The 11,409-nt window shown below is 73.3% G+C and carries 11 protein-coding genes and 1 pseudogene; 3 read left to right on the top strand and 9 right to left on the bottom strand.

Annotated features, from left to right (window positions below):
- Window positions 1–4 precede the first annotated feature (4 nt).
- The 3 genes and pseudogenes from SVTN_RS46560 to SVTN_RS05260 form a co-directional block, all read right to left on the bottom strand.
- Window positions 5–142, bottom strand: a pseudogene (locus SVTN_RS46560) (FAD-dependent monooxygenase); the annotation flags it as partial.
- Window positions 143–463: 321 nt separating this feature from the next.
- Entirely contained in the window at window positions 464–1,306 is an 843-nt protein-coding gene (locus tag SVTN_RS05265) for a helix-turn-helix domain-containing protein (RefSeq protein ID WP_052498988.1), read from the bottom strand.
- Window positions 1,307–1,389: 83 nt separating this feature from the next.
- Window positions 1,390–2,208, bottom strand: a complete 819-nt coding sequence (locus SVTN_RS05260) for an SDR family NAD(P)-dependent oxidoreductase (protein ID WP_041127995.1) — start codon at window positions 2,206–2,208, stop codon at window positions 1,390–1,392.
- 308 nt (window positions 2,209–2,516) lie between these two features.
- Between SVTN_RS05260 and SVTN_RS05255 the strand changes: the two genes are divergently transcribed.
- On the top strand, window positions 2,517–3,575 hold the full coding sequence (locus tag SVTN_RS05255; protein ID WP_041127994.1) for a LacI family DNA-binding transcriptional regulator: 1,059 nt from the start codon (window positions 2,517–2,519) through the stop codon (window positions 3,573–3,575).
- Between the two features lie 138 nt (window positions 3,576–3,713).
- Here SVTN_RS05255 and SVTN_RS05250 read toward each other — a convergent pair whose 3' ends face one another.
- From SVTN_RS05250 to SVTN_RS05240, 3 genes are read right to left on the bottom strand one after another with little or no spacing between them, the layout of a single operon-like run.
- Entirely contained in the window at window positions 3,714–4,424 is a 711-nt protein-coding gene (locus SVTN_RS05250; protein ID WP_041127993.1) for a sulfite exporter TauE/SafE family protein, read from the bottom strand.
- Entirely contained in the window at window positions 4,421–5,845 is a 1,425-nt protein-coding gene (locus tag SVTN_RS05245; protein WP_041127992.1) for an amidohydrolase family protein, read from the bottom strand. The genes SVTN_RS05250 and SVTN_RS05245 overlap by 4 nt, the downstream gene beginning before the upstream one ends.
- Window positions 5,842–7,170 carry a uracil-xanthine permease family protein gene (locus SVTN_RS05240; RefSeq protein WP_041133616.1) on the bottom strand — a complete coding sequence of 443 codons (1,329 nt, stop codon included), beginning with the start codon at window positions 7,168–7,170 and terminating at the stop codon, window positions 5,842–5,844. Before SVTN_RS05240 ends, SVTN_RS05245 begins: the two co-directional genes overlap by 4 nt.
- A 669-nt stretch (window positions 7,171–7,839) precedes the next feature.
- Between SVTN_RS05240 and SVTN_RS40920 the strand changes: the two genes are divergently transcribed.
- A complete protein-coding gene (locus SVTN_RS40920) occupies window positions 7,840–8,253 on the top strand; it encodes a hypothetical protein (protein WP_159026423.1) in 414 nt (137 codons plus the stop codon).
- Window positions 8,254–8,300: 47 nt separating this feature from the next.
- On the opposite strand, the gene SVTN_RS05225 is transcribed toward SVTN_RS40920, so the two are convergent.
- Window positions 8,301–9,326: a hypothetical protein gene (locus tag SVTN_RS05225; protein ID WP_245727447.1), complete on the bottom strand. Its 1,026-nt coding sequence runs from the start codon at window positions 9,324–9,326 to the stop codon at window positions 8,301–8,303.
- A gap of 127 nt (window positions 9,327–9,453) precedes the next feature.
- On the opposite strand from SVTN_RS05225, the gene SVTN_RS05220 reads away from it, so the two are divergent.
- Window positions 9,454–10,110, top strand: coding sequence for a TetR/AcrR family transcriptional regulator (locus SVTN_RS05220; RefSeq protein ID WP_041127989.1), 657 nt, complete (start codon window positions 9,454–9,456; stop codon window positions 10,108–10,110).
- Window positions 10,111–10,220: 110 nt separating this feature from the next.
- Here SVTN_RS05220 and SVTN_RS05215 read toward each other — a convergent pair whose 3' ends face one another.
- Window positions 10,221–10,424 carry a helix-turn-helix domain-containing protein gene (locus SVTN_RS05215; RefSeq protein WP_041127988.1) on the bottom strand — a complete coding sequence of 68 codons (204 nt, stop codon included), beginning with the start codon at window positions 10,422–10,424 and terminating at the stop codon, window positions 10,221–10,223.
- Between the two features lie 233 nt (window positions 10,425–10,657).
- Entirely contained in the window at window positions 10,658–11,221 is a 564-nt protein-coding gene (locus tag SVTN_RS43075; protein ID WP_099055163.1) for a hypothetical protein, read from the bottom strand.
- Window positions 11,222–11,409 lie beyond the last annotated feature (188 nt).

Raw genomic sequence — 11,409 nt, 5'->3', positions numbered from 1 at the left:
GCGCCTCCCGGGCCCGTGCCCAGAGCACCAGGGCACGGGCCTCGTGCTTGGCGGCCGGAGCCTTGTCGACGATCCGCACCCGCAGCCCGAGCCGGCGCAGGGCGATCGCGAGCGTCAGTCCGACCGGCCCGGCCCCGACCACGCACACGTCCACGCCCTCGTCCTTGCCCGCGTCCACCCGGTCACCTGCTTCCCGCTCGCTCTCCCCGGCGTTCAGGGTGCGGGCGGAGGATCGGCGTCGACAGGGCGTGCGGCGGGGCGCTGGGATCACCACGACCAGGGAGTATGACTACCTGTGCATCATCTTGTCCGTTTGGGTGACGACAGTGGAATTCGGTCGTCCGCAGGGGGTGGGGAGGGGGCAGCTGGCCGGATCGTCGTGCTCCGGAGGCCGTACGGCGGGGTGTCGGGCTCCGGCATTCCGCCCCTTGAGCGGCTTCGCGCCCCCCGCCCGATGGCCAGTTCACGACAGCGGCGACGGTCCGCCCCGCCCCCGGGCGAACCGCCCGGGCGTGGTGCCCACGATCCGCTTGAACGAGCGGTTCAGATGCGACTGGTCGTAGAAGCCGGTCGCGGCCGCCACCTCGACCGGCGGCTGTCCGTCGAGCAGCAGACCGCGCGCCCGGCCGATCCGGCGGGCCGTCAGGTACTGGTGCGGTGCGATGCCGAAGGCGCCGCTGAACGCCCGTACGAGATGCGCGGGATGGGCGTGGAGCAGCTGGGCGGCCTCGTCCAGGGTCACGCCCTCGACGAGACGCGCGTCGAGGAGCTCCCGCAGACCGTGCGCCACCCCCGGATCGGCTCCACGCGCGGGCGTGACGAGCCCGGGCCGCAGATGGCCGCGCAGCCGCTCGCCGATGAGGGCGAGGCGGCTCTGCGCCTCCAGTTCGTCCCCCGGCTCCGCGAGCGCGGTGTGCAGCTGCCCGACGCGCCGCCGCAGCAGCGGGTCGGCCAGGTCGGGCGCGTCGACCGCAGGACCGATGAGGCTCTCGTCCAGCTGGCTCAGGTCCAGGTACAGGACCCGCTTCCGGAACCCGCCGGCGGTGGCGGGCGAGCCGTTGTGCGGGACCCCCGGCGGGAGCAGGGACACCGTGTCGTCGGGAGTGCCGCGCTCGTGCCGGTCGAGGTCGTAGCGGACCGCGCCGTCGTCGACGATGAGCAGGGTCCACACGTCGTGGACGTGCATCGGATACGCGTGCTCGGTGAAGTGCGCGTGGAACACCTCCACGACACCCGGCACGTGCGGGCGCCACGCCGAGACCTCCTGCCGGGTCACCGTACGGGCCGCCATGCAGGAAATGTACATGCCGCCGGTCGCGGCGACGGCGTCGACGGGCGCGGTGGCCGGTCGGCCGAACGCGACCGGCCACCCCAGGCCGTGACCGCCGGTCAGGCCCGCGGGGCGCGCGGCTCCAGCCGGAACTCGAAGCCGAGGGTGCCCGGGTCGAGCGCGGTCGCGCCGCCGTCGACGGTGAGCACCGCACCGTTCACGAACGAGGCCGCGGGCGACAGCAGCCAGGCGACCGCCTCCGCGACCTCCTGCGGCTCACCGGGCCGCCCGGCGGGCAGGACCCGGGTCACCTCCTCGTACGCCGCCTCCAGACCGTCCCCGTCCAGGCCCGCCTCGGCGGCGAACCGGTTCATCCGGCGGTCCGCCATGTCGGTGCGCACCCAGCTCGGGCACACGGTGTTGGCGCGCAGCCCCGCGCCCCCGTAGTCGACCGCGAGCGAGCGGCACAGCTGGAGCAGCGCTGCCTTGGAGGTGGCGTAGGCGGCGTTCCCGACGCCGCCCAGCAGGGCTGACACCGAGGCCACCGCGACCACCGCGCCGCGGGCGTCGAGCAGGTGCGGGAGCGCGGCGCGCAGCAGCAGGAACGGACCGGTGAGGTTGGTCCGCATGACCTCGTCCCAGTCCTCCGGGGTCACCTCGCCCACCCCGCCGCCCCGCCCGATGCCGGCGTTGAGCACCAGACCGTCGAGCCGCCCGTACGTGCCGACCACCGTCTCGACGAGCGAGGCCACCGCGGCGGGGTCCCCGATGTCCGACGGTACGGGCAGGGCGCCGGTCTCCTCGGCGACCAGCCGCAGCGGCTCGGGGCGGCGCCCCGACACCGCCACCTTGTGTCCCGCCCGGGCCAGCGACCGCGCGGTCGCGGCCCCGATCCCCGTCCCGCCCCCGGTCACCAGGTACACACGCTCGTCCGCCATGTCCGCCGCCTCTCCCGCGTCTCGTCCGCCGTCCCCGTCCCGGTGATCGTAGGCACGCGCCGCCCGGCGCCGGGCGGCGAACCACCCGGCGGGACACACCGGCCGGAGAGCGGGGCCGAGAGCGGTCTGGCGCCGGGAGGGCCGTACGTCGGATCATGAGGGTGATCACGGACGGTGGGTGAGAGCGACATGAGTGACCGCACGGACGGCCCGCACGGCCTGCACCGCCGGCTCTGAGCGTCGGCGAAGATAGGACCACCCACCACCCCACCCCGTGCCGTGCGGCACGACCAGAGGAGCGACGGCAGATGCCCCCTTCCGGGTCCGGAGCGAGCCCGCGACCGCCGACGATCGCCGACGTCGCCCGTACGGCGGGGGTGTCGCGGACCACCGTCTCGCACGCCCTCAACGGGCTCGGCAAGGTCGACCCCCGGACCCGTGAACGCATCAAGCAGGTGGCGGCCGAGCTGGGTTACCGGCCCAACCTGCGGGCCCAGCGGCTGCGGCGCGGCGAGGCCCGGGCGATCGCGCTCGCCTCGTCGATGCCCTTCGCGGTGGCCGGCGGCCCGTCCCGGCTCGGCTTCTACATGGAGGTCGCCGCCGCGGCCGCCGAGAGCGCGCTCCTGCACGACTACGCGCTCGTGCTCGTACCGCCCGTGCAGTCGGGCGCCGCCCTGGACTCGGTCGACATCGACGGCGCCATCGTCGTGGAGCCCGACGTGGACGACGCCGCCGCGGCCCGGCTGCGGCAGCGCGGCCTGCCGTACGTGGCGCTCGGCCGGCCCGTCTCGCCGGACGAGGCCGTCCCGTACGTCGACCTGCACGGCGCGGCCGTCGCCGAGGCGCTCCTGACCCATCTGCGTGAGCAGGGCGCGAGGCGGCCCGCCCTGCTCGTCGGTTCCGGCGACCGGCACTCGTCGGTGGACGCGCGCGCGGCCTACGAACGGCTCGCCGCCGAGTACGGCTGGCAGCCGATCGTGGCGAGCGCCCCGGAGTCCGGCGGTGAACAGGCCGGCTACGAGCGGTGCGCCGCCCTGCTCGCCGAGCACCCCGACCTCGACGCCGTGTGCGCGCTGGTCGACGCCTTCGCCGTGGGCGCGCTGCGGGCCGTCCGGGACAGCGGGCGTGCCGTCCCCGACGACGTCATGGTCGTCACCCGTTACGACGGTCTGCGCGCCCGCACCGCGCAGCCGCCGCTGACCGCCGTCGATCTGCACCTGGACCGGGCGGCGGCGGCCGCCGTGGACCTGTTGCTCGGGCGGTTGCGGGGGGACACCCCGGCCGAGGCCGTGGTGACGGTGCCGCCTCCGAAGGTGATCCCGCGTGAGTCGTCGCTCAGGACGCCCCCGCCGACGACGGACCGCTGAGCCGCCGCCGTACCGGCCGGGCGGCGGCTGTCGGCCGGCAGCCGGGCAGGGACGGCGGGGCGGGACGGCGAGACGGGGACGGGACGGCGGGGCGGGGCGAGCCGCCCGGGCCGGGGGCAGCCGTGAGGGCGGGCCGGATCAGACGCCCACCATGAGCACCACGCCCGACACCAACGCGAAGACCAGCACGAACAGGCGCATCCTGCGGGCGTCGATCCGGTGGTGCACCAGCCGGCTCAGCCACGCGCCCACGGCGATGGCCGGCGCCAGCGCCAGGGCGAGGCCGAGGTCCGCCGTGTCGCCCCGGCCCGTCGCGAACAGCAGCCCCAGCGAGGCGACTTCGCCGACGAGGAAGCAGGTCGCCACGGTGGAGCGCAGCTCGGCCGGCGGCCGGTGCTGGTAGACCAGCGCCAGCGGCGGGCCGCCGACGCCCGTCGCCGTCTCCGTCAGGCCGGTCACCGCGCCCGCGCCGACATAGGCGGCCCTGCCCGGCGTGAAGGCCGGTGCCGCCAGGCTCACCACGGCCGCCAGGACGGTCGCGAGGCCCACGTACAGCCCGAGTCGGCGGTCCGGTATCACCCACAGCAACGCCAGGCCTGCGGGCGTGGCCGCGAGCCGCGCGGCGGTGATCCAGCCCGCGCCGCGCAGATCGAGCGAGGCCCGCTCGCGCCAGGCGACGTACAGGTTGAGCGGCACCATCGACGCCAGGACGAACACCGGCAGCAGCCCGGGGTCGAGGATCCCGGCCACCGGGGCGACGATCAGTGCGAAGCCCAGGCCGCTGCTGCCCTGGACGAAGGCGGCGACGGCCACGGTCAGCGCGAGCACCGTCAGGGTCTCACCGGTCATCGCGCCGTGCTCCGTTCCCGGCCGGCCACGGCCGCGCGGGCCCTGGTGGACGTCGGGTGCGCGCGGGTGATCGCCGCCCGGGGCACCGTCGCCTCGGCCAGCGCGGCGGCGCGCCGGACCAGTGCCGCCCCGTCCCACCCGACCGGCCCGCCGCACCACATCCTGAGGCGTCCTGCGACGAACACGGCCGTGATCTGGTCCCTGTTGCCGCGCCGGACCAGCTCCCAGGGGAGGTCGTGGGAGAGCGCGAGTTCGGGGGTCGTGACGTCGACGAGAAGGAAGTCGGCCGCCAGGCCCGGGGCGATCGTGCCGGTCCGCGCGCCCAGGCCCACGGCGTCGGCGCCGCCACGGGTGGCGTGCTCCAGCCAGGTCCAGCCCGCGCCGCACGAGGAGTCCCCGCCGGCGAGCCCGTACGCGATCCGCTGGGCGAACTCGGCCGCCTCGGCGAGCCGGAAGCCGTCCCCGCGGGTGCCGTCGGTGCCGAGGCCGAACCGGATGCCGCGTTCGGCCATGGCGGTGGCGGGCGCCACGGCGTTGCCCTTCCACGCGCTGGCCACGGGGTTGTAGCTCACCGCGGTCCCGGTGTCGGCGAGCAGGGTGAGTTCGCGCGGGGTGAGCAGGGTGGCGTGCGCGGCGAGCAGCTGGGGCCCGAGTGCGCCGATCGCGTGCAGGTGTTCCAGCGGCCGCAGGCCGTGGGTCAGGAGGGACCGTTCGACGGCGGCCAGGTGCTCGTTGACGTGGATCTGGACGACGGCCCCGGCCGCCGCGGCGAGCGCGGCGGTCCGGCGCAACGTCTCCTCGGTGGCCGCCTCGGGGATGGAGACGGCGAGGGAGGCGTGGACCAGGGGATCGTCCTCGTACCGTACGAGGTGCTTCTCGGCGCGCTCCAGGACGCCGGGGCCGGCGGGAGCCGCGCCGCCGTCCCGGTCGTTGCAGACGAGGCCCAGGACGCAGCGGAGGCCGGCGTCACGGGTGGCGGCCGCGATCACGTCCACGTCGACGTCCGCGCGGGTTCCGGCGTCCGTGACGGTGGTGAAGCCGCCGCGCAGCGCTTCGAGCGCGGCCAACTTGGCGGCCACGTAGGCCGATTCCTCGTCCAGTGCGCCCTCCAGGGGCACCCACACCCGGCGGAAGATCTCCGACGGCTCGCCGAAGGCGAGGGCGGCGCCGAAGCTCTGGGTGAGGTGGTGGTGGGCGTCGACGAAGCCGGGCATGAGGAGGTGGCCGGGGAGGCGTACGGGGGAGGTGTCCGGGTGGCGGCCGATCAGTTCCCCGGCCGGTCCCACCTCGGTGAAGACGCCGGCGGTGACGACCACGGCGTGGCCGGTGACGGGGCCTTCGGGCAGCAGGACGGCGTCCGGGACGAGGAGGAGCGGGCCCGGGGAGTCGAGCAGGTCTCGCAGGGGGGTGTGCTGGTTCATCGGTCGCTTTCCGCGCGGGGGCCGGCCAGCCGGGCGACGACGCCGGGCCGGACGTGGTGGAAGAGGACGTTGAGGACGGCGGCGACGAACGCGCCGACGGCGACGCCGCTTTCGAGGAGGATGCGGAGGTTGGGCGGGAAGCCGCCGTACACGCCGGGGACGAGGATCGGCAGCAGGCCGAGGGCGAGGGCGACGGCGCAGACGAAGGTGCTGGTGTGCCGGTCGAGGTCGGAGCGGCCGAGCATCTGGACGCCGAGCACGGTGATCACGGCGAACACGACCATCGCGGTGCCGCCGACGACGGCGGACGGGATGACGCTGATCGCCCGGGTGACCGGGGCGAGGAAGCCGATGGCGATGAGGGCGAGGCCGGCGGTGGCGGTGACGAAGCGGCTGCGGACGCCGGTGACCCGGACGATGCCGATGTTCTCGCCGCTGGTCACCATGAGCGGCAGTCCGAAGAATCCGCCGAACAGGGAGGTGAGGGCGTCGCCGCGGACGGTCCTGGGCACGTGGACGCGCTGGTCGATCTCCTTGCCGACGGCCTGGGCGTTGATGACGGTCTGGCCGGTGGCCTCGGCCATCGAGGCGAGGCTGTAGAGCATCAGGGGCAGCGCGGCGAGCAGGTCGAAGCGGGGGGTGCCGAAGGGCATCAGGTGCGGCAGGCTGAGCAGCCCGCCGTCGGCGGCGTGGCCGAGGGGGACGCGGCCGAGCGCGGCGGCGAGCGCGGTGCCGGCCAGCAGGCCGAGCATGACGGCGAGTTGGCGCACGACGCCGGAGAACAGCAGGTAGAACGCGACGGTGAAGCCGATCGTCGCGATGCCGAGCAGGAGGTTCTGCGGCTGGGCGAAGCCCGGCTCGCCGGGGCGGCCGGTGACGAGGACGGCGCCCACCTTCACCAGGTTCACGCCGACGATGACGATCATCGTGCCGATCACCAGGCCGGGGAAGAACGCGAGCAGCCGTGAGAAGAGGGGCAGCACGACGAAGGAGAACAGCGCGGTGAGGATGACCGCGCCGCACGCCGTCGGCAGGCCGTGCTGTCCGGCGATGGCCAGGAACAGCACGAGCGGGGCGCCACCCGGCAGCATCACGAACGGCAGCCGGGGCCCGAACTTCCAGGGCCCGAGCGACTGGATGAGCGAACCGACGCCGGACAGCACGAAGGCCGCGGACAGCAGATCGACGGTCAGCCGGGCATCGAGCCGCAGGGTGGCGCTCATCAGGAAGATCGCCGAGATGGGCGTGGCGGCCATCACCAGCACGTGCTGGACCCCGAACAGCAGGATCCGGCCGAGCGGACGGCGCTCGTCGACGGGATGCACCGCCGCCGGTCGCGAAGGTTCGTCGACGAGGGGGATGTCCGGAGCCTCGTCCGGCGACACGGCCGGGCTCGGGAGCGGAGCGGGGGACGGGGACGAGGAGGGGGATGGGGACGAGGAGGGGGATGGGGGCAGGGACGGGCGGGGGCGGGGACTGGACACGTTCGAGCTCCGTTCGGCGTTCGATACGTCGTGGTTCAGCCGCGATCCGGCCCCGGACGGGGAGCCAAATCGATTTGGCCAAATCGATTTGGCCGCCAGTATGTGAGGGCGTGCCCGGGCCGTCAAGAGATCCGACGGGCAAGAGGGAGCGGGTGCGGTGCCCGGTCCGCGCGCATGCGTCCGCCGCCGGAGGCGGTGAGCCGGTGGTGGACGGGCGCCGGCGTGTCGTACTCACCGCGCATCGAGGGCGAAGCCCTTCGAGGCGGCGCTGGCCGGATTGTGGCTGGACAGCCGATGTGGGGCACCGGAGCATGGCGCGCAGGCGCGAGGCCGTTCAGGGGAGGACCCGTCAGCATGGGTTTGACAGAGGGAGAAGAGCCGGGCGGAGAGCGGCCGTGGCAGCGGTCGCGCGCCGGCGGCAACCCAGGGGCGGCTGGACCTGGAGGCCCCGGCGGGCCCATGGGATTCGGCCGGGGGCCGATCCCCTCAGGGCCGCAGATGCCACAGCCGGTGAAGAACCTTCGCGTGTTGATGATGATCCTGGGCGGCATGCAGGCCGTCCTCGGACTCTTTCTGCTGACCAACAGCGTGGCCATCGCCGAGGTCATCTGGGTCGAGCGCGACTCCTCGGCGCCGTGCTGCACCACGCCGGGCGAGGCCCACTCCGGGATCGTCGTGTTCGCCGGAGTGCTCGTGCTCGCGATCGCCGCATGGGGCGTCGCCACCGCCCTGAAGTTCCCCACGCGCCACCCCGGTCTGCGCGTGTCCGCCTTCGTCTACGGGTGGACGGCGCTGCCCTTCACCCTGGCCTTCTACGAAGTGGTGCCCATTCTGGGAGTGATCTGGCTCGTGCCGGCCATCCTGGCGATCGTCCGCCCCAACCAGCCGGAAAGCCGTGCTTGGTTCGGTCATCACCTCCTCTGAGGTGGGACCACCGCAGTGGAACCCGGGCGCCTGTTGCTCGGGATCTGTCACCTCCGATACCGCTGCGCCACTGCCGTGAAGGCGGCCTTGGGTTCCCATTCCATGTCGGGGTAGGTCTGCCCCCGGCGTCCTTCGAGGAGTTTGACGATGCCCAGGCCGGCCCGGTCCAGGTCGTCCCGGGGGTCGCCGTCCGGGCGGTGCGGGTAGCCGGGCAGGGCGAACAGGAACACGAACGCGCTGTCCACGCCCTCGGTCTCGAAGATCTCGAGCAGTTCGCTCAGATATGCGGCCTGGCCGGCCTCGTCACGCTCGTACATGCCGTTCAGTCGTATGGGGGCCTTGGTCTGCGGATCGTGCTCGACCACTTCCAGCACGCGCCCGCCGCGGTCTCCCGCGCCGCGGTAGGCCGCGGTGCCGAAACCGGTGACGGCGAGCGGCTTCGGGCCTCGGGTCAGGGTGCGCACCGCGTCCCGGAACCGGTCGGCGACTTCGGCGGAGCGGATCAGCTCGAACGTCACCCTGTCGAAGGGAGTCCAGTCGACCTGCTCGAACTGGATGGCCGCGTAGGTGAGTTCGCCCTGGAAGCGCTCGCGGACCGCGGCCGCGGCGTCGCGGAGGAACGCGTTGATGCGCACGCCGAGCTCGCGCATCGCTTCGGCCCGCCGCTCGGGTCGGCCCATCAGCTGTTCGACCCGCTCCTCGGGACTCTCTCCGGGCAGGAACCCGCGGTTCATCACGCTCAGCTCGACCCCTGCGACGAACACGACCGTGGCCCCCTGCTGCCGGAGCCGTTCCGCTCGCTCGGCGCAGTCGCGGAAGAGCGTGAGGATCTGCTCCGGGGCCAGCTCCAGCGGATAGGGCGAGAACCAGACCTCCAGGCCGAGCTCGGCGGCGGCACCGGCGGCCAGCTCCAGTCGTTCCGGGTCGCCGCCGATGATCTGGACCGCGTTGCAGTGCAGGTCGTCGCGGATGATGGCGAGTTCGCGCCGGACCACCGCGGGGTCGAAGTGCTCGCGGGACGTCCGGCCGTGCACGACGAATCCGGTGTCGTAGGTCATTCCTCTTGCTCGCATGGTGACGTCCTCTCTGCCGGTCCCTACCGATCTCTGCCGGGTCGAGGCTGACAGGAAAAGTGCGTGCACGCAAGTTTTCGTGCGCGCAACTTTGCGCGCACGCAGCCCTGTGTGGAACGCTGACCCCGTGACGACACCACCACCAGGGCTGCGGGAGCGGAAGAAGCAGGCCACGCGCGAGGCGCTGCGCGAGGCGGCCCTGCGCCTGGCCGTGGAACGCGGACCGGACCAGGTACGGGTCGAGGACATCGCCGAAGCGGCCGGGGTCTCGCCGCGCACCTACAACAACTACTTCGCCAGCCGCGAGCAGGCGATCGTCTCCGCTGTCGCCGCGGACCGGGAGGCACGCATCGCGGCGGCGGTCGCGGCCCGGCCCGCAGGGGTACGCCTGGCCGACGCCATCACCGAAGCGGTGGTCGAGCAGTACACGAACACCGGCGAGCGCGAACAGCGGGCGCTGCTGCTGATCACCACCCGGGCCGCGCTGCGCGACGCGTTCCTGGACACCACCGCCGACATCGAGCCCCCGCTCACGGCGGTGATCGCCGAACGCCTGGGGGGCGCCGGAGCGCACACGGCCCGCGTCCTCGCGGCAAGCGCGGCCGCGGCGGTTCGCATCGCGCTGGAAGGCTGGCTCCGGCCGGCCGGGAACGCGGAGGCCGCCGAGAGCCTCGCCACCGGAGGACTCGTCGTGCCCTCCGGCTCACTGCCCGACCAGCTCCGCGCGGCACTGGCCCCGCTCGCGCCCGCGTTCGACGCCGCCGAGCAACACGCCCAGCCGTGAAGCCGACCCGCCTGGGGCGTCCGCTGGACGGGCAGTAGATCCGGACCCTGCCCGCACCCGGCCGTCACCATCCGAATCGGCCGGTTCGGCGCGGATGGCGCCGCGTCAGGTCACGATCCGCGACTGGAGTTCCAGGGCGTTTCCTTCGCCGCGTCGAGGGCGTGGGTGCGCAGGGCGAGAAGTGCCTCGAAGCGGAAGGCCGGGTCGCTCAGCCGGTCGCCGAAGAGCTCTTCCAGGCGGCGCAGTCGCTGCCGGACGCCTCCTGCACGGTGATCGTCACCCGGCTCGTCCTCGACGCCCTGGATCCGGCGCACGCCCGGCGCCCCACCCGCCTCCGTAGCAAGAGGCGATGAGGTTACGTATGCAACCAAGTAGAGGACTTGGCCGTACGACGCACCGTGAAATGGTGACACCCCCCGAACTCTTCAAAAGAGAGCCGGTTCATGTGTATTTAGTCCGTTTCGCCGTAACCGGGCGGTACTGATGAGTAACCCAGCGCAGCAAATGTAAGGTGACTTGGGTCACATTCGATCGAAGATCGAAGTAATCACTTTGCAGAGGAGAACGGGCCCTTCCGGGGTGCCACGCACGCCTCGACGAGGGTCCTGTCGCCGTCCACCGAGCCGTTGACGCAGAGCCGGCCGCCCTTGTCGCGCAGGTCTAGGGCGAACGTCGTGGCCGTGCCGGACTGCCGGAGCCCGTGGATGCGTTCGTCGATGTAGCCGAGGTCGTTCAGGACCTTCCTGACCTTGTCCGGGGCGGGGTCCGCCAGCTCCCAGACCTCCCGGGTGATGCGCTCCTCGTGCAGGGCGCTCGCGCACCAGTCGCGAGCGTTCAGCTCCACCTCCGGCCCCGCCGTGGGAGCGGGCGCGGCCGCGTCGCCCGGGGGCTTCTCCACGGGGCCGGGCTCGGGACACGACCGCGCCACCTCGTCGAGCATCGCGGTGAACGCCCTGTCGGTCGCGGCGCCGGCGGAGGAGCCGTCCCGCACGTCCCCGGCCCCCTGCTGCTGGGTTCCGCATCCGACAAGTACCAGGGCGGCCAAGGCGGTTGCCGAGATGATGCGCAGCGGTCGGACGAACTGGCCGACCTGAGCTGGGATTTCGGTCATGCGCACAGTCTGTGGCGTTGCCCGGCAGGCCACATGAGTACGCGTACTCAATCGCATCCGGACGCGCGACGGCGTTTGCGGAGCCTTCACAGGTGCAATCAAATGACGTCGCCGCCCCGTGGCGAGACAACCTTGTGAAGTTGATCAAGGGCCCCCTATGGTCCGGCAGCAATCACCAGCCGAGCACC

Origin of the sequence: Streptomyces vietnamensis, assembly GCF_000830005.1 — a bacterium.
GTDB classification, from domain to species: Bacteria; Actinomycetota; Actinomycetes; order Streptomycetales; family Streptomycetaceae; genus Streptomyces; species Streptomyces vietnamensis.
The sequence above is the reverse complement of the archived record's forward strand: the minus strand, read 5'-3'. Positions and strand labels throughout refer to the sequence as shown.

What these genes read in the sequence shown, in the direction of transcription:
- SVTN_RS05265 (WP_052498988.1), bottom strand. Translation starts at nt 1,306, where the DNA reads ATGTACATTTCCTGCATGGCGGCCCGTACGGTGACCCGGCAGGAGGTC.
- SVTN_RS05260 (WP_041127995.1), bottom strand. Translation starts at nt 2,208, where the DNA reads ATGGCGGACGAGCGTGTGTACCTGGTGACCGGGGGCGGGACGGGGATC.
- SVTN_RS05255 (WP_041127994.1), top strand. Translation starts at nt 2,517, where the DNA reads ATGCCCCCTTCCGGGTCCGGAGCGAGCCCGCGACCGCCGACGATCGCC.
- SVTN_RS05250 (WP_041127993.1), bottom strand. Translation starts at nt 4,424, where the DNA reads ATGACCGGTGAGACCCTGACGGTGCTCGCGCTGACCGTGGCCGTCGCC.
- SVTN_RS05245 (WP_041127992.1), bottom strand. Translation starts at nt 5,845, where the DNA reads ATGAACCAGCACACCCCCCTGCGAGACCTGCTCGACTCCCCGGGCCCG.
- SVTN_RS05225 (WP_245727447.1), bottom strand. Translation starts at nt 9,326, where the DNA reads ATGCGAGCAAGAGGAATGACCTACGACACCGGATTCGTCGTGCACGGC.
- SVTN_RS43075 (WP_099055163.1), bottom strand. Translation starts at nt 11,221, where the DNA reads ATGACCGAAATCCCAGCTCAGGTCGGCCAGTTCGTCCGACCGCTGCGC.